This is a genomic window from Microcoleus sp. K4-B3, assembly GCF_036704615.1.
In the GTDB taxonomy this organism is placed as follows: Bacteria; Cyanobacteriota; Cyanobacteriia; order Cyanobacteriales; family Microcoleaceae; genus Microcoleus.
In genome coordinates this window covers 26,667-51,672 of record NZ_JAUBSF010000022.1, presented here as the reverse complement: position 1 = coordinate 51,672, position 25,006 = coordinate 26,667, and the positions used below count along the sequence as shown (strand labels likewise).

Annotated in this window: 22 protein-coding genes; 11 read left to right on the top strand and 11 right to left on the bottom strand. The window is 45.4% G+C overall.

Translation table 11 applies throughout. From position 1 onward, the window contains the following. Positions 1–214: 214 nt before the first annotated feature. A complete protein-coding gene (locus QUA78_RS12700; RefSeq protein ID WP_333302417.1) occupies positions 215–1,246 on the bottom strand; it encodes a sulfate/molybdate ABC transporter ATP-binding protein in 1,032 nt (343 codons plus the stop codon). A gap of 513 nt (positions 1,247–1,759) precedes the next feature. Here QUA78_RS12700 and gltD point away from each other — a divergent pair. The 3 genes from gltD to QUA78_RS12685 all read left to right on the top strand — a co-directional run bounded on the left by gltD (position 1,760) and on the right by QUA78_RS12685 (position 3,824). Continuing rightward, a complete protein-coding gene (gene gltD / locus QUA78_RS12695; RefSeq protein WP_333302415.1) occupies positions 1,760–3,244 on the top strand; it encodes a glutamate synthase small subunit in 1,485 nt (494 codons plus the stop codon). Between the two features lie 99 nt (positions 3,245–3,343). Continuing rightward, positions 3,344–3,565: a hypothetical protein gene (locus tag QUA78_RS12690; protein WP_333302414.1), complete on the top strand. Its 222-nt coding sequence runs from the start codon at positions 3,344–3,346 to the stop codon at positions 3,563–3,565. A gap of 37 nt (positions 3,566–3,602) precedes the next feature. Continuing rightward, positions 3,603–3,824: a hypothetical protein gene (locus QUA78_RS12685; protein ID WP_333302412.1), complete on the top strand. Its 222-nt coding sequence runs from the start codon at positions 3,603–3,605 to the stop codon at positions 3,822–3,824. A 225-nt stretch (positions 3,825–4,049) separates the two neighbouring features. Here QUA78_RS12685 and QUA78_RS12680 read toward each other — a convergent pair whose 3' ends face one another. The 3 genes from QUA78_RS12680 to QUA78_RS12670 all read right to left on the bottom strand — a co-directional run bounded on the left by QUA78_RS12680 (position 4,050) and on the right by QUA78_RS12670 (position 8,632). Further along, positions 4,050–4,694, bottom strand: coding sequence for a Uma2 family endonuclease (locus tag QUA78_RS12680; protein ID WP_333302410.1), 645 nt, complete (start codon positions 4,692–4,694; stop codon positions 4,050–4,052). A 226-nt stretch (positions 4,695–4,920) separates the two neighbouring features. Next, a complete protein-coding gene (gene priA / locus QUA78_RS12675; protein ID WP_333398834.1) occupies positions 4,921–7,482 on the bottom strand; it encodes a primosomal protein N' in 2,562 nt (853 codons plus the stop codon). A gap of 79 nt (positions 7,483–7,561) precedes the next feature. Then, complete coding sequence (locus QUA78_RS12670) at positions 7,562–8,632, bottom strand: ATP-binding protein (RefSeq protein ID WP_333305350.1); 1,071 nt, start codon at positions 8,630–8,632, stop codon at positions 7,562–7,564. Between the two features lie 356 nt (positions 8,633–8,988). On the opposite strand from QUA78_RS12670, the gene QUA78_RS12665 reads away from it, so the two are divergent. The 3 genes from QUA78_RS12665 to QUA78_RS12655 are packed head-to-tail and all read left to right on the top strand — an operon-like array spanning position 8,989 to position 10,402. Continuing rightward, a complete protein-coding gene (locus tag QUA78_RS12665; protein WP_333305353.1) occupies positions 8,989–9,258 on the top strand; it encodes a hypothetical protein in 270 nt (89 codons plus the stop codon). Further along, positions 9,248–10,192 (top strand): fused MFS/spermidine synthase, encoded by a 945-nt coding sequence (locus QUA78_RS12660; RefSeq protein WP_333305356.1) that lies wholly within the window; start codon positions 9,248–9,250, stop codon positions 10,190–10,192. Before QUA78_RS12665 ends, QUA78_RS12660 begins: the two co-directional genes overlap by 11 nt. 39 nt (positions 10,193–10,231) lie before the next feature. Beyond that, the gene (locus tag QUA78_RS12655) at positions 10,232–10,402 is read left to right on the top strand and encodes a YqaE/Pmp3 family membrane protein (RefSeq protein ID WP_333041499.1); all 171 of its coding nucleotides are present in this window, start codon (positions 10,232–10,234) and stop codon (positions 10,400–10,402) included. Between the two features lie 156 nt (positions 10,403–10,558). On the opposite strand, the gene QUA78_RS12650 is transcribed toward QUA78_RS12655, so the two are convergent. Then, positions 10,559–11,839 carry a lipid-A-disaccharide synthase gene (locus QUA78_RS12650; RefSeq protein WP_333305359.1) on the bottom strand — a complete coding sequence of 427 codons (1,281 nt, stop codon included), beginning with the start codon at positions 11,837–11,839 and terminating at the stop codon, positions 10,559–10,561. Between the two features lie 36 nt (positions 11,840–11,875). Between QUA78_RS12650 and QUA78_RS12645 the strand changes: the two genes are divergently transcribed. Continuing rightward, positions 11,876–12,352, top strand: a complete 477-nt coding sequence (locus QUA78_RS12645; protein WP_333305362.1) for an ankyrin repeat domain-containing protein — start codon at positions 11,876–11,878, stop codon at positions 12,350–12,352. 104 nt (positions 12,353–12,456) lie between these two features. Here the strand turns inward: QUA78_RS12645 and QUA78_RS12640 are convergent, their stop codons facing one another. From QUA78_RS12640 to QUA78_RS12620, 5 genes are all read right to left on the bottom strand, one after another. After that, positions 12,457–13,464 carry a calcium-binding protein gene (locus tag QUA78_RS12640; RefSeq protein WP_333305365.1) on the bottom strand — a complete coding sequence of 336 codons (1,008 nt, stop codon included), beginning with the start codon at positions 13,462–13,464 and terminating at the stop codon, positions 12,457–12,459. A 271-nt stretch (positions 13,465–13,735) separates the two neighbouring features. Continuing rightward, entirely contained in the window at positions 13,736–14,806 is a 1,071-nt protein-coding gene (locus QUA78_RS12635) for a calcium-binding protein (protein ID WP_333305367.1), read from the bottom strand. Positions 14,807–14,925: 119 nt separating this feature from the next. Then, a complete protein-coding gene (locus QUA78_RS12630) occupies positions 14,926–15,978 on the bottom strand; it encodes a calcium-binding protein (RefSeq protein ID WP_333305370.1) in 1,053 nt (350 codons plus the stop codon). A 280-nt stretch (positions 15,979–16,258) separates the two neighbouring features. Further along, positions 16,259–17,242 (bottom strand): calcium-binding protein, encoded by a 984-nt coding sequence (locus QUA78_RS12625; protein ID WP_333305373.1) that lies wholly within the window; start codon positions 17,240–17,242, stop codon positions 16,259–16,261. 178 nt (positions 17,243–17,420) lie between these two features. Next, entirely contained in the window at positions 17,421–17,546 is a 126-nt protein-coding gene (locus QUA78_RS12620; RefSeq protein WP_333305375.1) for a hypothetical protein, read from the bottom strand. A 231-nt stretch (positions 17,547–17,777) separates the two neighbouring features. On the opposite strand from QUA78_RS12620, the gene QUA78_RS12615 reads away from it, so the two are divergent. From QUA78_RS12615 to QUA78_RS12605, 3 genes are all read left to right on the top strand, one after another. Then, a complete protein-coding gene (locus tag QUA78_RS12615) occupies positions 17,778–21,773 on the top strand; it encodes a magnesium chelatase subunit H (protein ID WP_333398832.1) in 3,996 nt (1,331 codons plus the stop codon). A gap of 95 nt (positions 21,774–21,868) precedes the next feature. Beyond that, entirely contained in the window at positions 21,869–22,072 is a 204-nt protein-coding gene (locus QUA78_RS12610; RefSeq protein ID WP_333306045.1) for a type II toxin-antitoxin system HicA family toxin, read from the top strand. Between the two features lie 155 nt (positions 22,073–22,227). Then, positions 22,228–22,434, top strand: a complete 207-nt coding sequence (locus QUA78_RS12605) for a type II toxin-antitoxin system HicB family antitoxin (protein WP_333398831.1) — start codon at positions 22,228–22,230, stop codon at positions 22,432–22,434. 22 nt (positions 22,435–22,456) lie between these two features. Here QUA78_RS12605 and QUA78_RS12600 read toward each other — a convergent pair whose 3' ends face one another. Further along, positions 22,457–23,845, bottom strand: coding sequence for an ATP-binding protein (locus tag QUA78_RS12600; protein WP_333306049.1), 1,389 nt, complete (start codon positions 23,843–23,845; stop codon positions 22,457–22,459). A gap of 387 nt (positions 23,846–24,232) precedes the next feature. Between QUA78_RS12600 and QUA78_RS12595 the strand changes: the two genes are divergently transcribed. Next, positions 24,233–24,904 (top strand): GUN4 domain-containing protein, encoded by a 672-nt coding sequence (locus QUA78_RS12595; RefSeq protein ID WP_333398830.1) that lies wholly within the window; start codon positions 24,233–24,235, stop codon positions 24,902–24,904. The last annotated feature ends 102 nt before the right edge of the window (positions 24,905–25,006 follow it).

Below are 25,006 nucleotides of genomic sequence, written 5' to 3'. Positions count from 1 at the left end.
TTCTTCGCTGACCTTTTTTTATGCTTCCCACTCAAAATTTCAGGAGGAAGCTTTTTCCCCTTCCCAGGCTCTGCCTGGGAATGAATTTCAGGAGGCTCTGCCTCCGATTTAGAGCCACGAGACAGCATTACCAGGCACGTGCCTGGTAACGATGTGGTAGCAGTGTTTTGTAAAAGCTCCCCGATAGTATTTTGAGTAAGATGCAGGCGCTGATTTAAATTGAATAAGCAGGAAAAGTCATCGCGTGTTTTGGCTTGACGTAAACCTGCTGATCTCGCGTTAACTGTAGAGAATCGAAGCGCTCGCGACTCACGTAAGCTGTTACTACCTGCTCCGATTCTAACAGCAACTCGGTTTGTATTTCCCGCCCTAAATGAATAATGCGGCTGACTGTTGCTAATGCAAAACCAGACTGCGGCTTAGTTTGAATTTCCACATCGTGGGGGCGCAAAAACACTAAATCAGAATGGGCTGCTCCGTTATTGTGAGCCGTTGTGCCGTTGCTGGCGAACAAACCCGCAGCATTCGGCAGCACATTGACAGGCCCAATAAAACTCATCACAAAAGCTGTTGCGGGTTTGTCGTAAATTTCAGCAGGAGTGCCAACTTGTTCGACTCTACCTTTGTTCATCACCACAATTTCATCGGCTACTTCCATAGCTTCTTCTTGGTCGTGAGTCACAAAAACTGTAGTGATGTTAACTTCTTTGTGAAGGTTGTGCAGCCACGATCGCAATTCTTTGCGGACTTTAGCATCTAATGCTCCAAAAGGTTCGTCTAGCAGCAGCACTTTGGGTTGAACTGCTAGAGCTCTCGCCAAAGCCACCCGCTGCCGCTGGCCCCCGGAAAGTTGCGAAGGATAGCGATCGCCCAAACCTGTCAACTGCACTAAATCCAAAAGTTCATCAACCCGCCTGCTAATTGAGCCTTGAGGAACTTTGCGAATTTCCATCGCAAAAGCAATATTTTTCCGAATACTCATGTGTTTGAATAAAGCGTAGTGCTGAAACACAAAACCGATATGGCGTTCCTGCACCGACTGATGAGTAGCATCTTCACCGATCAGGTAAATCTGACCGCTGTCCGGCGGTTCTAGCCCTGCGATCATCCTCAGCAGAGTCGATTTCCCGGAACCGGAAGGCCCCAACAGCGCGACTAAAGAACCCCTTTTAATTTCCAAATTCACGTTGTCAATTGCGTGGAAGGAGCCGAAGTGTTTCGATACGTTCTGAACTGTAATGCTCATGAGTCTATTTACCTATTTTAGGAGTTAAAAAACTAAACTCCGCTTATCTGACCGATTTACAGTAGTATATCCTGAAAATAAATAATATTTTGCCACACCTGTAACTTTTTGTATTGTATTTCGAGGCCCTTCTGATGGGGACTGCGCTTGAAAGTTGACGCTGGCGGGCCGGAAAAGTTAACCCGTGAGCGTTTTGAGATGTGGCTGTAGCGGTAAATACGATAAATGCGATCGTCAGTCAATTCGGGAAAAATTAAATGTCCTCGCCCGCAGTATGCAGGTTAAATGCCCAACAGCTTAGCAGCAATGGCTGTTTTGCGGTAGTCTGCTGGCCTGACGATTCCCCGACTACCGACAATTCGCCAGTCCCGGCGATATTGAAGATTTAAGGTAGGAATTGCTCAATCTGAGGTGCGATCGCACACAATTTAGATCACAATAGTTAATTCAGAAGCCCGCCAGCTTCACCTTTGAGAAACTGACAGAATAGTAAATTCTAACAGAGACACCACTATGGGAAAACCAACAGGCTTTATCGAATTCTTGCGCGAATTGCCCTCCGAACTCTCACCAGTCGAGAGAGTCCACAACTGGGACGAATTTCACCTGCCGATGGATGAGGACAAACTCCGCACCCAAGGCGCGCGCTGCATGGATTGCGGCATTCCGTTTTGCCACACGGGCACCGTCATCAGCGGCATGGCAAGCGGCTGCCCGATTAACAACCTCATCCCCGAATGGAACGACCTAGTATATCGCGGACTGTGGAAAGAAGCCCTAGACAGACTCCACAAAACCAACAACTTCCCTGAATTCACCGGCCGCGTCTGTCCCGCACCCTGCGAAGGCGCTTGCGTGCTCGGCATCAACAACCCGCCAGTCACGATTAAAAACATCGAAGCCTCGATTATCGACAAAGGCTGGGATGAAGGCTGGATTACCGCCGAACCGCCAGCCAAACGCACCGGCAAAAAAATCGCCGTCATCGGTTCCGGGCCCGCCGGTTTGTCCGCCGCCGCCCAACTCAACAAAGCCGGTCATTGGGTAACAGTATACGAAAGAGCCGATCGACCAGGCGGCCTGCTAATGTATGGCATCCCCAACATGAAGCTAGACAAAGAACAAGTCGTGATGCGCCGCCTCAAAGTCCTTGAAGAGGAAGGGGTGACATTCGTCTGCAACACCGAAGTCGGCAAAGACTTACCAGCCGAACAACTGCTAAAAGAATACGACTCCGTTGTGCTCTGTACCGGCGCCACCAAACCCCGCGACTTGGGCATCCCCGGCCGGGAATTAAAAGGCATCCACTTCGCAATGGACTTTCTGACTGCGAACACCAAAGCAGTTTTAGACAAGAGCACGGACGAGAACTTCATCTCCGCCACCGGCAAAGATGTCGTAATCATCGGCGGTGGCGACACAGGCACCGACTGCGTGGGCACCTCCATCCGCCACGGCTGCAACAGCCTGGTACAGCTAGAAATCCTGCCCAAACCACCCTCGGAACGCGCCGCCAACAATCCCTGGCCCGAATGGCCGAAAGTCTACCGTCTCGACTACGGCCAAGAAGAAGCCGCAGCCAAATTCGGCGACGACCCCCGCGGCTATCTCACCACCGCGACAAAGTTCGAGGGCGACGAAAACGGCAATGTCAAAGCTGTGCACACCGTTGAGGTGGAGTGGACGAAAAACGAGAAAGGGCAGTTCATTCCGAAACAAATCCCGGGCACGGAAAAAGTGTTGCCGGCGCAGCTTGTGTTGCTAGCGATGGGCTTCCTCGGCCCGGAACAGCCCTTGCTGGATGACTTGGGATTGGAACGCGACGCCCGCAGCAACGTGAAAGCCGAACACGAAAAATATACAACCAGCATTCCGGGAGTTTTCGCGGCAGGGGACTGTCGCCGGGGACAAAGTTTGGTGGTTTGGGCGATTAACGAAGGGCGGGGCGTCGCCCGTGAGTGCGACCTTTATTTGATGGGGAGCACGGATTTACCTTAGTTTGTAGGTGTGGGTCGATCGAACTTATTCAATTTCCGCTAATTTATGGGTCGGTAGGGGCGGGTTCACCAAGATTTTGAATAAAAAACCCAAAATCTGGTGAACCCGCCCCCAACTTACTTAAAAACGAGATGGAATTGGGATGAAGCTGAGAGATTGTATCGACAATCTTTGGAAGTTATGACAGAATTGGGCGATCGCTCTGGTATGGCAAGTTCGATCGGTTGTTTGGGAGAAATTGAGATGCTTAGGGGTAATTTGGATGCAGCAGAATGGCTGATAAGTAGTAGGACACAATTAATTACCCAAAATACCGCCTAAAAACCTTGCCTCTTCAAAAGGCTTGATGTAATTAATTGTGTCCGGTTACTTAAAAGATGCTTTAGCGAAATTACAAGAACTGGGAGAATCTGCAAAAATTGCCGAGGCTAACTACGATTTAGCACGACTTGAACGCCAGCGCAACAACCCAGAGCTTGCCCAACAACATTACAACACAGCCCATCAAATCTTTCAACAATTGGGAGCCGCGAAGGATTTAGAAAGAATCGAGAGAGAGTGGCACAACCCAGATTTTTAAGGTGTTTGTAGTGAGGACTTTAGTCCTGATTTGCCAAAACTATAAGGACTTCAGTCCTTTCAAACTCGGATTTAATATCAATTCCGGCTGCGCCGGAATGATATAGAGGACACGGCATTGCCGTTTCCCTACCGCGATTAATTGTAGGGACACGGCACTGCCGTTTCCTGATTTCTTATATTGTTGGTTTCCGACATACATGGTTGGTAAAACAGCAGCTTACATCTATTTTTTCAACCGCCTAATTCGATCGCGAAAATTTCTTAAAGTCGGGCTTCTGCCGAGAGTTGCACTTTGAGCGACAAACTCGGCTATCATTTCTATAATTGGCAATCCTGGAAAAATCGGGCTACTGGGGAATTTAACATATTTCCCATCTTGCAGCACATTAATTTGCAGTTGATTATTCTCATACTGCCACAGTTCAGGAACTTGCAAAGCTTGATAAGCATCCAATTGCGTCTTGGAAGTGACATCGATTTCAATTGCTAAATCGGGAGGAGGATCGACTGTTAAATCCAGTCGCCGTTTTCCTCTCATTTGCTGATGGTTTTGAATATAGAAACATTGATCTGGTTCCACACCGCTTTTTTTCGTTTCTCGTTTAAACGTCGTCGAACCAAAACACTCGCAATCTATTTCTAATTCTTCTAGCAATATTTTCACCATATCGCCAATTAGTTCTTTGTCTACCTCATGTTCTGGTAAAGGCATCCGAATCTCCAATGTTCCTTGGCTATAAGCTAAGCGGGCGGCTCGATGTTCGCCCATTTCTGCTAAAATTGCTTCAAATTCTGACCAACTAACATCGTGTAGCAGCACTCGCTGTCCTAGCGGAATATCGAGCTGTCTGAGCTGAAGTGTTACCATAAGATTTTAGAAGTGCGATCGCGCCGTGGCTAGAGTTTTATACAAGTTTTTCTAGACCCACAAAAATATTGTAATCTAAAATGCCTTAAACAGTTGACAGTTGACAGTTGACAGTTGACAGTTGACAGTTGACAGTTGACAGTTGACAGTTAACAGTTAACAGTTGACAGTTGACAGTTAACTGTTGACAGTTGACAGTATCTACAATGGCCTGTAGCCCCACCAATCAACCAAAATTCAACGGATCGACATCAATAGTTAAACTAACAGAACGCGGCGTGCGATCGCGCAATCCGATCAAATCCGACAAATCCACCGACTCATCCAAAGGCAACTTCAGCAAAATCTGCCACCGATAGCGATTTGCCACCCGCATAATCGCCGCAGGTGCAGGCCCCAACAACTCACACCCCGGTACAGACAATCGCTCAATATACTCCTGACAAACAGAGGCCAATTGTACCGCAGTCACCGCCACTTCCGCCGCATCTACACTGCTCAACCGCAACAAAACCAGCCGCCCCGAAGGTGGATAATTTAGCGCCGCTCTTTCTGCTAATTCTGTTTCCACAAAACCCGCATATTCGTGCCGCCTAACTGCTTGAATAACCCGGTGTTCGGGAGTGTAAGTTTGAATAATTACCCGCCCCGGATCGTCGCCTCTGCCCGCACGGCCCGCGACTTGAGTTAATGTTTGAAAAGCTCGTTCGCTTGCCCGATAATCGGATAAGTTCAGCAACCCGTCAGCAGACACAACTCCCACTAATGTGACTCCGGCTAAATCTAACCCTTTCGTCAGCATTTGCGTACCCAACAAAATGTCAGCTTCCCCGTTAGCAAATTGCGTTAACAATCTGCGGTGGTCGCCCTTATTTCTAGTCGTATCGCTGTCAAACCGAATTGCCCGCAATTCGGGAAATAATCTCGTTAATTCCTGTTCGACTCGCTGAGTGCCGCTACCAAAGTTTTTGAAGTAAGGAGAACTGCATTCCGGGCAGTTTTGGGGGTGTCGTTCCGTGTGGTTGCAGTAGTGACAGCGCAATATTTCTGCTGTTCCTTCGCCGACGTGGTGGTAAGACAGGGAAACATCGCAGTTCGGGCATTCCATCACATAGCCGCAACTTCGACAAGAGACAAAGGTACTGTGTCCTCTTCTGTGAATAAATAGAATACCTTGCTGTTGTCTTGCTTGCAATTGTTCCAGCGCGTTTTGCAGGGAAGCACTGAAAATTGAACGGTTTCCTTGCCGCAATTCTTGGCGCATATCGACTATTTCCACAGGCGGCATCGGCCGGGAATAAATGCGATCGGGCAATGATAAATAATGGATATTTGGTAATGAGTAATAATCTCGGCGCGTCCCCACCAAAGTCTCTAATGCTGGCGTTGCGGAACCTAAAATTAAAGGACAATTTTCTAATTCGGCGCGCCATTTGGCAACGGTGCGGGCGTGGTAGCAGGGGGCTGGTTGGTCTTGTTTGAAGCTGCTGTCGTGTTCTTCATCGAGGATAATTAAGCCGAGGTGAGGTAAAGGTGCGAAAATGGCCGATCGCGTGCCGATGACAATTTGCGGCGTTCCAGTCAGCATCTGACGCCATGTATCGTAACGTTCGCCGTCGGATAGGGCGCTGTGGTACACGCAAATTTGCTCGCCAAAACGGGCTCGGAATCTATCCGTAAGTTGCGGTGTCAAACCAATTTCGGGAACGAGTACGAGGGCGGATTTGCCGCTGGCTAAGATTGGGGCGATCGCCTGCAAATACACTTCGGTTTTCCCGGAACCTGTAACGCCGTGCAGCAGCACTTGACGGAATCCCGAAAAAGAGTTAATAAACGCTAAGGCTTGAGCTTGAAAATGAGTTAAAGTTTTCGGTGCATCGGGCAATTGAGAAATTCCGCGATCGCCCCTGATCACTTCCCTTTGGTCAATTACAACGCTACCTTTTTGTTCCAAATTTTTGACAACGGAAGAACTCGCGCTGCAAATTCTCAGCAAATCGTTCATCCACATTTCACCGCCGCCGCGCCGCAAAACTTCCAATACTTCTTGTTGCCGCTTGGTTAAATCTGTGACAAATGCACTAGCAATTAATGTCACTGCCGGTTTTAGTTGCGGTTTGGGAGGATTGGGAGGTTCTAAATAACTTTCTACCCAACCGCGTTTCAATAAATCTTTCAATCCCCGATAACTTCCCTTAACTTGGCGCTGGAGGTATTGCCAAGTGTAATCGCCGTTTTTTTGAGCTTGCAGCAATTGCAAAATTTGATTTGCTGCGGGATTGAGAAATGTTTCGGCATTCGGAGAAATTGCGTCCTTAATTAAGCGAATTCGGCGCACGGAACGGTTTAATAAACCGGGCGGCAGCGAGGCTCTAATTACTTGAATTAATGGTGTGCAATAATAGGTGGCAGTGCGATCGAGCAATTCCCAGTAAGTAGGCGGGAAAAAGCCCGTACTGACAACATCCTCGACATCTTTAACCCGCGCCGGATCTAAGTCTGGCGGCAGTTGAGAAATGAACCGAATCGCGATCGCCCCTACCTGTTGACTGCCAAAGGGTACACTCAAAATATCCCCTGGTTGCACGGTAAGTTCCGCAGGTAAACGATAGGTAAATAACTTATTTTCCTCCCCTGGGGAGTCCCCCGCAACCCTGAAAGGAGAGTCCACCAATACCTCGATCCACTCTGCTTGCAGGGTGGGGCGCTGTGGCGGTTCGCTGCTGCCGTAGGATGCCCCGGCCTCTGCCGCTATAGGGGTTGACAAACCAAAAGTGACAGTAGACATAGGGTTGCACATCAAACTAGGAGGAGCCGCGGTCAAAGGGAGTTTTCATTATCCCTCAGTTTAGCTCGATCGATCGATCTTAGCTGCGGGAATTGGCGATCGGAATCTCGATCGCCAATTCAGTCCCTTCTCCAATTGCGGATATGCACTCCAACCTCCCACCGTGTTTATCCACAACAATTTGATAGCTAATTGACAGTCCCAAACCCGTCCCTTGACCGACTGGTTTGGTGGTAAAAAACGGATCGAAAATTTTCATTCTTACAGCTTCATTCATTCCCAAACCATTATCTTTGATGCTAATTCTAGCCCATTTTTCCGAAAAAAGAGAAGTAGTAATTACAATATGGCTTGGCTTGGCTTCTATCTCGCCTAGGGAACGCTTTTTGTCTCGCTCCCGCAGGGCATCAACAGCATTATTAATGATGTTCATAAATACCTGATTTAATTGCCCGGGATAACATTCTATTTTCGGTAAATCTCCATAGTCTTTAACAATTTTTATAGCTGGGTTCCCTGGTTTCTCTTTAGTTAAATGCTGCAAAATTAACAACGTGCTGTCAATTCCTTCGTGAATGTTAACTGGTTTCTTTTCAGCTTCATCTACCCGCGCAAAGTTGCGTAAAGTCAGCACAATTTCGCGGATGCGCTCGGAGCCAACTTTCATTGACGAAAGAGTTTTTAACAAATCTTCGCGCAGAAAGTTGAGGTCAATTTTTTCAAGAAAATCTTCAATCTCTGCATCTGTTTCAGGATACCGATCCTGGTACATTGCGAGCAATTTTAAAATGTCACCAGCGTAGTCATTGACATAGGTAATATTGCCGTAAATAAAGTTGACGGGATTGTTGATTTCGTGGGCGATACCAGCTACCAAAATTCCCAAAGCCGACATTTTTTCTGCTTCGATCAATTTGAGCTGCATTGTTTGCTGGTTTTCCAGAGCTTTTTCTAGTGTAGACATTCTTGCTTTTAAAATATTTTCGGAATCTCTAAATTCCTCAGTGACTATTTTTAGCAAAGATTCTTTTTTTTGATTAAGGGCTTCTAATTGGCTGCGTTCGGTTTCCGAACTTTCGATTTTTTCCCGCAGGATGCGATTTTCCTTTTCCAGCTCTTTGATTCTGTTTTCCCAGTCTGTTGGTTCCATCGGCTATTATTTTGAACCTAAAAATAGTGTCATAACAGTTTTATTAGTAAATTTAGTTGCACCTTTTACCTAGCTAGAATATCCTCGCACATTGCCTCTGCAATTTTTTCATAAAAATTCAACCGTTCCTTTATTTTAGTCGATCTAAAAATCTTATCTAAGATATATTCAAAATGTCAAGTAAGTTATTAATAACAAATCTGGTTAAAACCGGGCGCAACTTTTCTTCTCCGCAGCATTTGCGGGATTTTCATCCGATTATTGATAAATAAGCAGGCCGATCGCAAACTTAGAAGGGCGGGCTGAGCGCGAAACATGGCCCGATTCAGACAACATTTATACAAAACTCGCTGGCAATGCAAAGCGAAAATATTAAATGTGACTGCGATCGACCGGGGGCGACGGAAAAAGTACGATCGACTGGGCGCGCGATCGCCCACAAGCAATCTCAAGTACCAAGCCAATTGCGCTCTCCCAGAACGCCATCCCACTATACCATTGCTGAGAAATCTGACTCCGATGTGTCGAGCGTACTCACACAGCCGCACCATTTTGTGCTAAGAACTACTACTTGTGACAACATCCGCACAGCAGTTTATATTTGGAGAGTAATTGATGTCAGGTAGCGAAGTTCGTGCAGACTTTTGGATGAGCGAGTACATAACCCCTTGGGATATTTACGTTCACGGCATCATCGGCGTGCTCGCTTACAAGAAAACAGCCTATCAAGAAATGTACGTAGTTCAGACCGGTACCTACGGCAAAGGCTTAGTTCTGGACGGCAAATGGCAATCTTGTACAGGCGACGAGTTTCTGTACCACGAACCCCTGGTACACCCAGCCATGATTTGTCACGGTTCCCCCAAAAAAGTGCTAGTTCTCGGCGGCGGAGAAGGAGCTACAATTAGAGAAGTGCTGCGCTGGAAAACAGTTGAAAAAGTCGTAATGATCGATATTGACGGCGAAGTAGTAGAAGCTTGCCGCGAACACCTGCCAGAAATGCACCAAAACGCCTTTGATGACCCCCGCTGCGAAGTAGTAATCGGCGATGCTTTGGACTATTTAGACAACACAGACAAAGATTGGGATATTGTCATTTCAGACTTGTCCGATCCCATTGAAGAAGGCCCATCTTTCCAGTTGTTTACCAAGGAATATTTTGAGAAAGTTCGCAGCGTAATGTCGCCTAACGGATATTTCGTAGTGCAAGCGGGGCCAGTTTCTCCTGCCGAAATGAAAATGCACGCTCGCATTGTCAATACCCTGAAATCGGTTTTCCCCAACGTTCAATCCTGCACCAGCTTTATTTCTACTTACGGAGCTCCTTGGGGTTTTGCGGTAGCTTCTACTCAAGAAATAAATACGCGGCCAGAACCTGAAGTGACTGACAAATTACTCGCCGAGAAAACAACTGGCGGGTTGCGGATGTTCGACGGGATTACACTGTTGGGGTTGATGCAAGTTCCCGGTCACTTACGGCAGGTAATCGCCGCTGAAACCGAAGTTTACACTATGGCAGCACCGCCTAAGTTTTTCGGGAAAGGTTCGGTCGGTCAGTGAAGTTAAATTGAAAGAGAAAAGTAGTTTGGAGTAACTGACATGGACAATTTAATTCGCATAGTCGCTGCCATTTTTCTTCCCCCGCTGGGCGTATTTTTGACTGTCGGCATCGGTACTGATTTTTGGATCAACCTGGTTCTCACGTTTTTGGGCTTTATTCCCGGCATCATTCACGCTGTTTGGGTCATTGCTAAGCACGATCGAGCTTAACTTGAGGCCAAATCCAGTTTTTGGATAATAAACAGGCTAGAGAAAATAAATTTTCTTTTGCCTGTTTTCACCAATTAATCTGTATTAAATCTGCGTTCATCCGCGTACCCTTCCCGAAGGCAAAGCGCCTACATCTGCGGTTAAAAATAAAAAAATCTAATTTTTCTCAGAATGAGATTGCACCTCAATTTCTTCACAAACCAATTCAGCAATTTTTTTCGCCGCCCCTGATTCTCCTCGAACCGCACGCAAACGATCGCCCATCTGTGCTAATTTATCAGGATGGCTCAAATAGTCGATCGCCAATTGAGCTATTACTTCCGGTTCCAGCTTCCCAATTAACTCCGGCACAATCTCTTCCTGTGCCCAAATATTCGGCCAAGCATAAAGCTTTCCCTTTCCCAATTGCCAGATTAGCCAATTAATTCCCGTCGCAAAAACTGAACCGACTAACGGCAAATTTGCCAGCAATCCCGGCAATCCGTCCCAAGCTTTCATCGCATCCAATTGCTGCGTCGGAATCAAAACAATCATCGGTACAGCTAACGAACCCAATTCGGCAGTATTCGCTCCCACAGTAGTTAAACAAAGACTGCATTCTGATAGCAAATCGTAAGCGGGTGTCTGCGTCCAAAGTTCTACTTGCAAGTTATTTGCTGTCTGCAAAAACGGCGGTTCTGTTAACAGAAGTTCGGCGCTGGCGTTCTCAAATAAATGCAGGCAAGGATTTTGTTTGGGGTCGGCAAAACGTGCTAGAGTTTGCAGATCTAAGGTAGGAGCAACGGGAATTACAAAGCGAGTTTCAGGGCGGATGCGATGGATGGATTGGGCGATCGACAAACATAACGGTACACCTAAAGCTAATTTTGCGGCTTTAGAACCGGGCAACAATCCAATTAATTCTATTTTCCGTAGGGGCGGTGCCCCCGTGCCCGCCCTGCCCGATTTCCCGTTCCCTACTTCGGAAATCAAATCTCCCACAACTGTAAATTTATTAGCATATTTTTGAGGAATTTTAGCGAAAACTTCAGGTTTCATCGCCGCAAATTTATCAATCCAGCGATACCACCGCGCATCCCATTCCGCATAAATAACAGTGTGATACTTTAGCCTTTTGCCAATAACAACCGTGAAAAATTGATCGCCGCCTAAAAACAAAACAACTCCTGTTTCATACCAATCCCAATTTTCAGCAGTTTTGCCCGATAATAAGAATGGAAAAAAATGCTCCGGCGCCTGCACTCTGTCCACTTCTGGGTAGGAACGGGCGATTTGTGCTTCTTTCCCGGTGGCGTGCGGACAGGGGGACAGCACCACAGAGATGCGCGCTTGAGTGCCCGCGTTTCCCAATTGCTCGCGCAAAGCTTGCACGGAGGGACGCACCCAAGTTGCCAATTCTCCGGGGCCGTTGGAGAGGATTAAAATATCTACTGCCATAGGATTTAATATTTGAGAGGATGCAAGGGAGATTTTATGACAGATTTAATTAATGCCGTCAAGACGGGTGACGTTGCGGCTGTAGAAAGTGCGATCGAACAGCGTGCAGATATCAATGCCAAAGATGAGCAAGGTGAGACGGCTTTGACGGCGGCTGCTGAGGCTGGCAATTCTGCGATCGTCAAAAAATTGCTGGCTGCAGGTGCGGGGGCAAACAGCCAGGATAATGACGGGTGGACGCCGTTAATGAGTGCCGCTGCTGCCGGACATAGCGAGATTGTACAGCTTTTGCTGGAGGCGGGGGCGGATGTGAATGCTAAAACTAATTTTGGTTTGACGGCTTTGATGAGTGCAGCAGGTAGCGGGCGCACTCAAGTTGTGGAATTTTTAATCGATAAAGGAGCTGATATCAAAGCTAAGGATAATAATACTTGGACTGCGTTAATTTGGGCGTCTTCGGAGGGTCACAAAGATGCGGTTGAGGTTTTGAAGCTAGCGCGCGATCGCCATTAAAGACTTAGAAACCGGGTTTATTCGATAAATCCGGTTTCTTGAGGGTACAATCAATTATCGCACCGACAGCAGACCAATACCAATCCCGAATAGCTGCGATATTTCTATCCAAGTAAAAGTGTCCCAAAAGAAGATTCTGGTAATAAATTCAACTTGAGATTTCCGCCACCTTCAATAACTGCGATCGTGTCACCGCCGTTGGTTTGGATTGCTAAATCTCGATTATTGTTGGTGGGAATCAGAATGTAGGGATCTAAGAAATACCCTCCATACCCTCCGAGTTGAATACGATCCTGACCTTTGGTAAAGTTCTGAATTGTAGCAAAACCGGGCCCGATGTAGAACGGTTCGATGTCAATCCCGCTCCGGCGCCCCGTAAAAATTGTGGCGAGCATAAATGTATCGCGGCCACTACTACCAATGAGAGTATCGAATTCATTGCTGCCGTCACTTTCCGGCCCGAAGTATCTAAATATTTGGTTTCCTCCTACTTCAACTCCAAATAATGTTACATCCCCCACCCCTACACCAGTGACGATATCATTGCCGGAAGTTCCGACAAAAGTCGCAGAGCGACTAGGCTCAAATTGCCCAAAATTAAAGTAGTGTTCCCTACCTGTTTTCAAAGCTCCAGAGTTGACCAACGGTACAATATCGGGGTTGTCCCTTAAGTATTTTGATTCAAAAAATGAAGTACCAAAACGGCCTTGTTTTGCCCCGAATTGAATAAAGTGGTTGTAGCCATTTTTAAAATTGCCATTCTGAATAAACGGCTGCAAATCTCGGTTATTTGCTAGATAAAACGCTTCGTCATAGTCAGGCGATACGCGGGTGCGACCCTCTTCGTAACCAAACTGAATAAAGTGGTCTAAGCCTGTTGCAAAAGGGGCGTTTGGGTTGTTGGAAGTGCGGACTAAGGGTGCGATGTCTGGATTGTCTGCTAGGTATGTAGCTTCGTCAAAATACCGCGATATTTTGGTGAGGCCGGCGGCTTGACCAAATTTTTCAAAGTGTTCTCTTCCAGATTGGATGATCCCTGCATCAATGGCGGGTTTCAGCCACGGATATTGCGAAAGGTAGTATTGTTCGTCAAAAATTGCGTAGTTAGCCATATTTTCCTCCTACGGTTTTGATGATTTGGAGCGTGAATACCCATCAGCTTTCCATTCACTCGATCGGCTATCAATAATTTATACAATTCAGACTTTATGAAATGGTTTTAAGTTCCTGGTTAAGTATTAATTTTTGTGAGACACTAATTCTGCGAAGACTTTATTTTTGTTTCGGTAATTATGGATTCAAGAAAAGTGAGTTGCCGGCATAGGAAAGTGCGATCGCACTCCCCAGCAACAATCAGCCAAATCCCCAATAGCTTCGAGATTTCTAGCCAAGTAGAGGTAGAGAAGCTCTAGATTCTGGTAATAGATTCAACTTGAGATTTCCGCCGCCTTCAATAACAGCGATCGTGTCAAATCTACTAATTCCCGAACTTCCATCTGGAAGGGAGACGAACAAGCCGTTCGTTTGGATAGCTAAATCTCGATTGTTGTTGATGGGAAATATCAAGAATTTATCTAAGGAAGGTTGGATATCGCTTGTTGCTAGCTGAATGCTATCCTGACCTTGGGTAAAGTTCCGAATTGTAGCAAAACCAGGCCCGATATATAACTTGGTTGGGGAACTGTATCCCTTACCACCAGGGCCTACTAAAACGTCTCCGAGCATGAATTTATCGCGGCCGCTACCGCCAGTGAGAGTATCGAATTCATTACTGCCGTCACTTTCATAATTTCGGCCGGGGATGGAAAAGGCATCACCTTTACCTAAACCTACTTCAACTCCAATTAATTCGGTATTCCCCACCCCAGCACCGGCAATCATGTCATTCCCGGAAGTTCCGATAAAAGTCGCTGAGCGGCTTGGATCGTTTTTGCCGAAATTGAAGTAGTGTTCGCGACCAGTTTTCAAAGCTCCCGATTCGACAAACGACTGAACATCGGAGTATTTTTGTAAGTATTCTGTTTCAAAAAATGAAGTCCCAAACTGACCGTCTTTGATGCCGAATTCAATGAAATGCTGGTAGCCATTTTTAAAACTTCCCTTCTGAATAAACGGCTGCAACTGTCGGTTATTTGCGAGATAAAACGGTTCGTCATACTCAGGCGATACGCGAGTGCGACCTTCTTCGTAACCATATTGGATAAAGTGGTCTAGTCCGGTCGCAAAAGGTGCATTTGGGTTGTTGGGGGTGCGGACTAAGGCAGCGATATCTGGGTTGCCCGCAAGGTAAGTAGCTTCGTCAAAATACCGCGATACTTTAGTTAGACCGGCGGCTTGACCGAATTTTTCAAAGTGTTCTCTTCCAGATTTGATGACTCCTGCATCAATGGCTGGTTTGACCCAAGGATATTGATAGAGGTAGTATTTTTCGTCAAAAATTGCGTAACTAGCCATGTTTTCCTCCTGCGGCTTTAATGAGATGTTTATGCAATTTATCAATCATCAGAAACTGAGACAATACCCGAGCGGGTAATTTTTTCCAAGTGTCAAATCTCACTTAAGCTCTATGCTTTCTAGCCGAAAAAAGTGAGACTGACTGGAGGACTAAATGGATTTATCATCTCAATCGGTTGCAGAGTTAGATTTGATCCGCCCTGAATTCTGGCAAGTGTATCTCCCGATTTTTGAATTAATAAGTCCGCCCCTGATGGAAATATACTCAGTTCATTAACGTTTTCCACCAACTGAATAAAATCTTTTCCTTTTTCAAAATTGACAATCCTGGCCTCGCCACCGCCCGTATAGAAATCTACCCGGCCGATCAAACTACGTCGGTTGTTGGGAACAGCATCTCCGATCACGAAGTAATCAATGCCAGAAGTGCCAATCAATGTATCGAATTCAGCGGTAGTCAGGAAAGGCTCTCTCGTGATGTCATCCAATTTCAAAGCGTCATACTTATTCTTATTAATGCCAAAAGGTGGATTTGGGCCGGCGAAAGCTACTTGCAATCCGATAATTTGATTTTTTCCCGCTGTAAATCCCGTGACGATATCATTACCGTTGGTTCCTGTAAAAAATCCGTATCGATTTGACTCAAATTGCCCAAATTTTAGATAGTGTTCTCGACCAGTTTTTAAACTTCCAGCCTCTACAACTGCCGCCACATCTGGGTTATCTCCCAAGTAACGTGGTTCAAAGAAACTTGTCCCGTACCTACCTTCTGTTTTTCCGAATTGGATAAAGTGTTGAAAGCCGGATTGAAAAATTCCGTTCTGCACGAAGGGAGTTATCTCCGGGTGGCGCTTTAAATAAAAAACTTCGTCGTAGTCAGGCGATACTCGCGTGCGACCTTCTTCGTAACCAAACTGGATAAAGTGGTCTAAACCTGAAGCCAAGGGTCGGTTTTGGTTGTTGGTGGTGCGAACAAAGGGTGCAATATCTTGATTTTGAGCTAGATATGTATCTTCGTCAAAATACCGCGATATTTTTGTGAGGCCGGCGGCTTGACCGAATTTTTCAAAGTGTTCTCTTCCAGATTTGATGATTCCTGCATCAATGGCTGGCTTGACCCACGGATATTGGGCGAGGTAGTATTGTTCGTCAAAAATTGCGTAGTTAGCCATGTTTTCCTCCTACTGTTTTGATGATTTGGAGCGTGAATACCCATCAGCTTTCCATTCACTCGATCGCCTATAAATAATTTATACAATGCAGACTTTATGAAATGGTTTTAAGTTCCGGGTGAAATATTATTTTTTAAATAAACACTTTATCCGAAGACTTTATTTTTGTTGCGGTAGTTAGACTTTTTTCTATCAGTTAATTGTTCGACATAAAAAAGTCATCAATCATAAGTATTAACTAATGACTAATGACTAATGACTAATGACCAATGACCAATGACTAACCAATCAAGAAAGTACCGTTACCGTTAGATTCTTGGAAGCTCAAACCCAAGCTTGCTCCTCCTTCAATCACGCCGAGCACATCTCCAAAACGCTGGATTGACAAATTGCTGCCAACAGGAATCAGGTTGTAACCGCTTAAAGAAGTTCCTTGCAGTTGGATAAAATCGCTTTCTATGTCGAAGTTGCGAATGGTAGCTTGACCGTTACCCAAATACAGCGGTGTCGGGGTGACATTCCCGGCTGTAGCAGGAACTCCGAGTACGAATGTATTAGTTCCCGGGGCACCAATCAGGACATCGAATTCATTAGTGCCAAAGCTTTCATACTGACGGTTGCCGTTGCGATCGATACCTACTTCCACTCCCACGAGTTCGACGTCGCCCACGCCAACACCAGTTAAAACGTCGTTGCTGCGGGTGCCGACAAAAGTTGCGTCGCGGGCCGGCTCGTTTTTCCCGAAATTGAAGTAGTGATCCCGACCAGTGTTCAAGGCTCCAGAGTTGACAAACGGCACGATGTCAGGGTTTTCTTTTAAGTATTCCGGTTCAAAAAATGAAGTTCCAAAACGACCTTCTTTTGAGCCGAATTGAATGAAATGCTGGTAGCCTGATTTGAAAGTTCCGTTCTGAACGAACGGTTGGAGTTCAGAGTTGTTTGTTAAATAAAAGCTTTCGTTGTACTCGGGTGATACTTGGGTGCGGCGCTGTCCTTCATCGTAACCGAACTGAATAAAGTGATCGAGGCCGGTCGCAAAAGGTGCGTTTGGGTTGACTGTGCGCACGAAGGGTGCGAGGTCTGGATTCCCAGTAAGGTAAGCATTTTCGTCAAAATAACGCGATACTTTAGTTAGACCGCCTTCTCGCCCGAATTTTTCAAAGTGTTCTCTCCCAGATGAGATTACTCCTGCGTCAATGGCTGGTTTGACCCAAGGATATGAGGCGAGGTAGAATTGTTCGTCAAAAATTTCGTAGTTAGCCATGTTTTCCCCTTAAAGTTTGGATGAGTTTGAGAGTTTATAGCAATTAGCTTTCCATGAACTCGATCGCAGATCGGGAATTTACACAAAACATATGTTATGAAATGGTTTTAAGTTCCTGGTAAAATGTCAACTTTTTTGAGTCAGCAATTATCCGAAGGCTACATTCTGCCTTCACAAATTATGCCTTTTTTCCATCTGTTAATTGCTCGATCGCAAGTTTGATCTGTTCTACAAAACTTGGAACTTTTTTCAGGATTTCTTGCTCAATAGTTGGTGAATTTTTAATTATTTTTATCCAACCCATTAATCGTATTCATAAAAATTACAATTTGTCAAGTAAATTTTTGTAAATAAAATATGGAGTATTTGCTCAAGGAATTTATCAAAAAATGTAACGAAAAGTTGCCAGAAATTTGTCGAATTGTGTACTGTGCAGGCTCAAATCGCCTAATGGCAAGTGTTTTCTGGTAAAAATGCTTATGGGATAAAAAAATTCCCGATTCCCGAAAACAGCATCTTAAAGGAGCCTAACCGGATGTTCACTCACGTCAAGCCCACCATTCGCCACGTTGTGCCGGAAAACTTGCAGGGGCGATCGCTCATGAAGGTGGTCTATGTCGTACTGGAACCGCAGTATCAAAGCGCCCTGTCGGCAGCGGTTCGATCGATAAACCAGAAAAATCCGAATCTGGCAATAGAAATCAGTGGCTACCTGATCGAGGAACTCCGCAGCCCGGAAAATTACGAGGCCTTCAAGCGGGATGTGGCGGATGCCAATGTATTTATTGCTTCTCTAATTTTTATCGAAGATTTGGCCGAAAAAGTGGTAGCGGCAGTTGAACCGCTGCGCGACAGCTTGGATGTCGCCGTCGTCTTCCCGTCGATGCCAGGGGTGATGCGGCTAAATAAAATGGGCAGTTTCTCGATGGCACAGTTGGGACAAAGCAAAAGTGCGATCGGCGAATTCATGAAAAAACGGAAGGAAAAATCCGGGAGTTCCTTCCAAGACGGAATGCTCAAACTGCTGCAAACTTTGCCGAAAGTGCTGAAATATTTGCCGATCGACAAAGCCCAAGATGCGCGCAACTTCATGCTGAGTTTCCAGTATTGGCTGGGCGGTTCCCAAGAAAACTTGGAAAACTTCCTGCTGATGCTGTCACATAAATATGTCTTCAAAGGCCAGTCACAGCCAACTTTCCAAGAACCGGTTGTCTACCCAGACATGGGAATTTGGCATCCTTTGGCACCGTCGATGTTTGAAGATGTAAAAGCATATCTGACGTGGTTTAATGCCCGTACAGATATTTCTGCCGATCTCAAAGATCCCCTCGCACCTTGCATTGGTTTAGTGTTGCAACGCACTCACTTAGTCACAGGAGATGACGCGCACTATGTAGCAATGGTGCAGGAATTGGAGGCAATGGGCGCACGGGTTGTGCCGATTTTTGCCGGCGGTTTGGACTTCTCTAAACCTGTTGAGACTTTTTTCTTGGAAGTCGGGGCAAAAGGTGTGACACCTCTGCCGATTGTTGATGCGGTGGTTTCTCTGACTGGTTTTGCTTTGGTGGGTGGCCCGGCGAAACAAGATCACCCGAAGGCGATCGAATCTTTGAAAAAATTAAATTGCCCTTACATGGTGGCTTTGCCGCTGGTTTTCCAAACGACAGAAGAGTGGGAAGATAGCGATTTAGGCTTGCACCCGATTCAAGTTGCGTTGCAAGTTGCGATTCCTGAGTTGGATGGTGCGATCGAACCGATTATTGTGTCGGGACGCGATGGTGCAACTGGCAAGGCGATCGCCCTGCAAGATCGAATTGAAGCAATTTCCCAGCGCGCCATGAAATGGGCAATGCTGCGCCGCAAACCAAAATTAGATAAGAAAGTTGCGATCACAGTTTTCAGTTTTCCTCCCGATAAAGGCAACGTCGGAACAGCCGCTTATTTGGACGTTTTCGGCTCGATTTACGAAGTATTGAAAGCCTTAAAAGGTAACGGTTACGACTTGCCAGAATTGCCGGATTCCGCCGAAAAACTGATGCAAGAAGTCATTCATGACGCAACAGCCCAATACCAAAGTCCCGAATTAAATATTGCTTACCGGATGTCCGTAGCTGAATACGAAGAATTCACTCCTTATTCGGAACGGTTGCAAGAAAATTGGGGGCCACCTCCGGGACATTTGAACAGCGACGGACAAAATTTGCTGATTTTTGGCAAACATTTTGGCAATGTGTTTATCGGAGTGCAACCTACTTTTGGATACGAAGGCGATCCGATGCGGTTGTTATTCTCTCGTTCTGCTAGCCCGCACCACGGTTTTGCTGCTTACTATACATATTTGGAGCGCATTTGGGGTGCGGATGCGGTGCTGCACTTTGGCACTCACGGTTCCCTGGAATTCATGCCCGGTAAGCAGATGGGAATGTCTGTCGATTGTTATCCTGACAGTTTGATCGGCAAGATTCCTAACCTCTATTATTACGCTGCTAATAATCCTAGTGAGGCAACAATTGCTAAGCGCCGCAGTTATGCTGAAACAATCAGTTATCTGACTCCTCCGGCTGAAAATGCTGGGTTGTACAAAGGTTTGCAGGAACTCAGCGAGTTAATTGCTTCTTATCAAACTTTAAAAGAGACTGGGCGCGGTGTGCCGATTGTGGATGCGATCGTCGAAAAATGCCGTTTGGTGAATTTGGATAAGGATATCGCCTTACCTCCCGAACAAGAACGAGGGGTTGCTGCGGACATGACTTCGGAGGAACGGGACAATTTAGTTGGCTTGGTTTACCGCAAGTTGATGGAGATTGAGTCGCGGTTGTTACCTTGCGGCTTGCACGTGATCGGTAAGCCGCCGACTGCGGAAGAGGCGATCGCAACTTTGGTGAATATTGCCAATTTAGACCGGGAAGAAGACGGATTAATCAGTTTGTCGCGGATTATTGCTCAAAGTCTCGATCGCAATATTGACGAGATCTACACCAATAACGACAAAGGCATTTTAGCAGATGTTGAATTGTTACAAAACATCACTTTAGCCTGTCGGGATGCTGTTGGCGCTTTGGTGAAGGAACAAACCGATGCTGAAGGTAGAGTTTCCCTGGTTTCTAAGTTGAATTTCTTCAACATGGGCAAGAAAACACCTTGGGTTGAAGCCTTGCACGCAGCCGGTTATAAAAAGGTCGATCCAGAACTGATTAAACCGCTGTTTGAGTATCTGGAATTCTGCTTGCAGCAAGTTTGTGCCGACAACGAATTGGGCGCATTATTGCGCGCGTTAGAGGGCGAATACATTATCCCCGGGCCCGGGGGCGATCCGATTCGCAACCCGGATGTTTTGCCGACTGGCAAGAATATGCACGCTTTAGACCCGCAGTCAATCCCTACAACAGGGGCGGTTAAGTCTGCAAAGATTGTAGTCGATCGGCTGTTAGAAAGACAGCGCGTTGATAACGGCGGAAATTACCCAGAAACGATCGCCGTTGTGTTGTGGGGAACCGACAACATCAAGACTTACGGCGAATCCCTCGCCCAAGTAATGTGGATGGTGGGAGTGAAGCCAGTTCCCGACGCTTTGGGCCGGGTAAACAAACTCGAATTGCTTTCTTTAGAAGAGTTGGGACGCCCTCGGATCGACGTAGTAATTAACTGTTCCGGCGTATTCCGCGACTTGTTCATCAACCAAATGAATTTGTTAGATAAAGCCGTGAAAATGGCAGCGGAAGCCGACGAACCGTTAGAGATGAACTTCGTCCGCAAACACGCCCTGAAGCAAGCGGAAGAAATGGGAATCAACCTGCGACAAGCAGCAACCCGGGTATTTTCCAATGCTTCTGGTTCCTATTCATCTAACGTCAACTTGGCGGTAGAAAACAGCACTTGGGAAAGCGAAGCAGAGTTGCAGGAAATGTACTTAACTCGCAAATCATTCGCCTTTTCTTCCGACAATCCCGGAACAATGGAACAAGACCGGAAAATTTTTGAATCATCCTTAAAAACTGCTGAAGTCACCTTCCAAAACTTGGATTCTGCGGAGATTTCGCTAACCGACGTGTCGCACTATTTCGACTCCGATCCGACTAAATTGATCGGCAGTTTGCGTGCAGATGGGAAGAAACCAGCATCCTTTGTTGCTGATACAACCACAGCCAACGCGCAGGTGCGGACGCTATCAGAAACCGTGCGTTTAGATTCGCGGACTAAGCTGCTGAATCCGAAGTGGTACGAGGGGATGTTGTCGCACGGTTATGAAGGTGTGCGGGAGATTTCTAAGCGTCTGGTGAATACGACTGGATGGAGTGCGACGGCGGGCGCTGTGGATAATTGGGTGTATGAGGATGTCAACACTACGTTTATCCAAGATGAGGAGATGCAGAAGCGTTTGCTTAACTTAAATCCTCATTCGTTCCGCAAGATTGTCAGCACTTTGCTTGAGGTGAATGGCCGGGGTTATTGGGAAACTTCGGAGAACAATTTGGATCGCTTGCGTGAACTTTATCAGGAGGTGGAAGACCGGATTGAGGGGGTAGAATAAGGTTCCCGAATTAGTGTAGAATGGTGTCAGGGCAAGCAATTACCCTGACACTTATTTTTAGACTACTAAAGCAAAGATTATAATGAAAATAATTAATGACTCAAATAAACAAACTCCTCGCCAAGCTGATGGTTGGTGCATCCGATGCTAATTTTTCCTTTAGCGATTTATGTCAAATACTCCAGATTTTAGGATTTGAGGTAAGAATTAATGGTAGTCACCATATTTTCAGCAAGGAGGGAGTCGCAGAAATTCTCAACCTCCAACCACAAAAAGGAGATATAGCATTTCTCAGATAGATGAGGTATGTAATAAGGCTTGAAAGTCCCGATATTCAGGGAATCTCGTGCACCTCATCTTTTTAAGAAAGGCTATAGGTCAAAAGCTAAAGCTTATCAAGTAAAGCAAGTTCGTGCAGTAATTTTGAAATATAAATTGGTGAACCAAGATGATAATGAAGTATGAAGTAATCATTTACTGGAGTGATGAAGACCAGGCATTTATTGCCGAAGTACCAGAATTGCCCGGATGTGCTGCGGATGGGGAAACTTATCAAGAAGCATTGCAAAATCTAGAGATTATTATGCAGGAGTGGGTTGAGACTGCTCGGCACTTAGGGCGATCGATCCCTCAACCTAAAGGTAGATTAATGTTCGCATAATAGAGCAAGGTTCCCGCCCTTTTTAATTCGATCGGTTAGAAAGATACTGAGTTTTCACATACTGTTTCATCACAGGATTCAAAATAAATAAAGTTATCTTTTCCCGTTCTACAGCATCCAATAAAAAGCGATTTCCAAGAGATCGCACTGCATTGACTATTTCTGACGGCGAAAAAGGTATTTTGTTGAAAATTTGCGACACAGCAACGGGTTCAGGTTGATTAGCCAGGTGAACCATCACTGCTAATTCTGCAGGAGTCAAACGCCCAAAAGGTTTAGATAACTGAGATTGCAACCCTTCATCTAAAATCGGCATCTCGCACTGCAAAAACTCAGAAACTCTCCCCCCAAACAAGTCTTGAATTAGCGTTGCAGTGAACTCCAACCACAGAGGATTGCCTTGATAAATATCAATCAAAGTTGACCATGTTTCCTCATCGGATAACTTTTGTGAGTTCAAAATCTCTTTAGCTGCTTCTCCTAAACTTGCCAATACAAAACATCGCACGGGATGATTATCTTTTGATAATCTGGCTATTTCTCTGGGTTTTTCCCAACTATTCAAGATCAAACAACTTTGATGACAAACTTCGGCGATTAGTTTAAAAAATAACTGATAATCTTCATATCCAGTTTTATATTGTCCTGCTAGTTGTCCGCTGCCGAAAAGCATCTGCACGTCATCGAGGACAATCAGACATCGGTATTTTCGCAGGTAATCGAGGATTTGGGAAATTTTGGTTTCGATGTTTTGGGGAATTTCTGATTGTTGGGAAAAGATTTGCAGCAGGTTGGTGAGGGTTGCATCGAGGGTTGGGGAAAAGCGGAGGCTGCGATAGATGACGTAATCTAATTGAGTTTTGATGCGATCGATCAGGCTTAGGGAGAGGGTTGTTTTGCCGATTCCGCTGATTCCGAGGAGGGCGATGAGGCGAGTGTGTTCCTGTGTTATCCAGTTTTCGAGGGTGGAGAGTTCAGAAGTGCGATCGAAAAAGGTGAATATTTCGGGTGAGTCGCCTAAGTCTATGTGGAGTTGGGTTGGAGTTTGTTGGGGGTTTTGAGCTTCTGTTGGACTTCTCGCCCTTTCTTGACAAACATTGACGTTATTAAACGTGACATGATTGCTCAAAATAGCTGATGGAGAATTATAAAACTTTGCCCTTTCCAGTATCGCTCTAACATTTACTTTACTAACATCTTCCCCGAAGACATCTGATAATATCTTCCATAATTCAGAAGCAGCAACCCTAACATAACCTTCACTACAATCACGGTCTTGCGCTATTTTTGTTGCATATTTTCGACCTTGGAGCGCTTCTTTTAAAATAGCTTCTTGGAGGTCATCTAAATGCTTCCCTGTTTTAGAAAAAACTTTGTCATCGGCAAATCTTAAGACTTCCTGAAGCTCCATAGATCGCGTATGGGGTAATTTTTAGTAATTATAACTTATTTTTTATAACTTTTTAGATAACAAAATATAACATTTTCTAAAGTGAGTTGGTGGGCGATGGCGCAATGGGGTCATTGTATGATTTTTGGAGTAGAGGTTGATTGCACTGAGAGCGATCGGGCTACATCCGTTATTGTGGATATTTTGGGCATTTGCGATCGGGGTGTCTGGGGTAAGTCCCGACAGTTCCGAATGACACGGCTTAGATTTTCGCACATTATGTACATTATACCTGACTAGGAGTCAACAATGGCTAAAGATAAAATTGGTGAAGTTAAAACCCCATCCGGTTCTACCGTTTCTTAAGCTCTCCGTTATACATAAAATATTTGTCGATAAAAATTGATAATGATGACATTAATTCTAATTGTAATTGTGATTGCCACTATTGCTTACTTTGTCTTAGTTAATAAAAATGAAAATCAAACTCCTAGCCTTCCTAATCGTAATGAAATAAGATACCCGACTATTGATGAAAGTCAACTGAATGACGATCTGAGTTCAGCAGTAGGGATAGATTATCGAAACCTGCGGAAGTGTCTAGCAGTTAAAGATTTTGAATCTGCTAATAAGGAAACTAAATCTATTTTTGAAAAAATTTCCTATATGGACATTACCCTAACCAATCCAGATCCTCAAAACACGAAAATACCAAGAATTCCTTGCACAGATATATTTACTATAGACAGGCTGTGGGTCAAATACAGCGAAGGACGTTTTGGTTTGAGTGTTCAATTTATAATTTGGAAGGATATTTATCTTCGTCTTTACGATGAGAAAGAAGAATTTAACAGGCGAGAAAAAATAGAAAGTAGCCACGACGAACTTGACTTCTTAGCTCAGTCCGATGCCTTCCGTAAATTCTATGACATAATAGGATGGGAATCAGACAATGATCGTCTAATTTATCAAGAGTCAGCACCAAAGGGTCATTTACCCGCCATATTTCGGCCTAGTAATGCACTTCATTACTATATTATGGTACGCTTGTTTTTTCGACTTATGAGCTGTCTTCAGTAGAAAAAAAAGATACCTAGGCTCAGTCAACACATCGCCCAACTTAATCAAATGGATTCAACATTCTTAACCCATCAACGCGCTTAAAATCCTCAGCATTGCGAG

Coding starts and splice junctions, on each gene's coding strand:
- QUA78_RS12700 (WP_333302417.1), bottom strand. CDS start 1,246: ATGAGCATTACAGTTCAGAACGTATCGAAACACTTCGGCTCCTTCCAC.
- gltD (WP_333302415.1), top strand. CDS start 1,760: ATGGGAAAACCAACAGGCTTTATCGAATTCTTGCGCGAATTGCCCTCC.
- QUA78_RS12680 (WP_333302410.1), bottom strand. CDS start 4,694: ATGGTAACACTTCAGCTCAGACAGCTCGATATTCCGCTAGGACAGCGA.
- priA (WP_333398834.1), bottom strand. CDS start 7,482: ATGTCTACTGTCACTTTTGGTTTGTCAACCCCTATAGCGGCAGAGGCC.
- QUA78_RS12670 (WP_333305350.1), bottom strand. CDS start 8,632: ATGGAACCAACAGACTGGGAAAACAGAATCAAAGAGCTGGAAAAGGAA.
- QUA78_RS12665 (WP_333305353.1), top strand. CDS start 8,989: ATGCAAAGCGAAAATATTAAATGTGACTGCGATCGACCGGGGGCGACG.
- QUA78_RS12660 (WP_333305356.1), top strand. CDS start 9,248: ATGTCAGGTAGCGAAGTTCGTGCAGACTTTTGGATGAGCGAGTACATA.
- QUA78_RS12655 (WP_333041499.1), top strand. CDS start 10,232: ATGGACAATTTAATTCGCATAGTCGCTGCCATTTTTCTTCCCCCGCTG.
- QUA78_RS12650 (WP_333305359.1), bottom strand. CDS start 11,839: ATGGCAGTAGATATTTTAATCCTCTCCAACGGCCCCGGAGAATTGGCA.
- QUA78_RS12645 (WP_333305362.1), top strand. CDS start 11,876: ATGACAGATTTAATTAATGCCGTCAAGACGGGTGACGTTGCGGCTGTA.
- QUA78_RS12640 (WP_333305365.1), bottom strand. CDS start 13,464: ATGGCTAACTACGCAATTTTTGACGAACAATACTACCTTTCGCAATAT.
- QUA78_RS12635 (WP_333305367.1), bottom strand. CDS start 14,806: ATGGCTAGTTACGCAATTTTTGACGAAAAATACTACCTCTATCAATAT.
- QUA78_RS12630 (WP_333305370.1), bottom strand. CDS start 15,978: ATGGCTAACTACGCAATTTTTGACGAACAATACTACCTCGCCCAATAT.
- QUA78_RS12625 (WP_333305373.1), bottom strand. CDS start 17,242: ATGGCTAACTACGAAATTTTTGACGAACAATTCTACCTCGCCTCATAT.
- QUA78_RS12620 (WP_333305375.1), bottom strand. CDS start 17,546: ATGGGTTGGATAAAAATAATTAAAAATTCACCAACTATTGAGCAAGAA.
- QUA78_RS12615 (WP_333398832.1), top strand. CDS start 17,778: ATGTTCACTCACGTCAAGCCCACCATTCGCCACGTTGTGCCGGAAAAC.
- QUA78_RS12610 (WP_333306045.1), top strand. CDS start 21,869: ATGACTCAAATAAACAAACTCCTCGCCAAGCTGATGGTTGGTGCATCC.
- QUA78_RS12605 (WP_333398831.1), top strand. CDS start 22,228: ATGAAGTATGAAGTAATCATTTACTGGAGTGATGAAGACCAGGCATTT.
- QUA78_RS12600 (WP_333306049.1), bottom strand. CDS start 23,845: ATGGAGCTTCAGGAAGTCTTAAGATTTGCCGATGACAAAGTTTTTTCT.
- QUA78_RS12595 (WP_333398830.1), top strand. CDS start 24,233: ATGATGACATTAATTCTAATTGTAATTGTGATTGCCACTATTGCTTAC.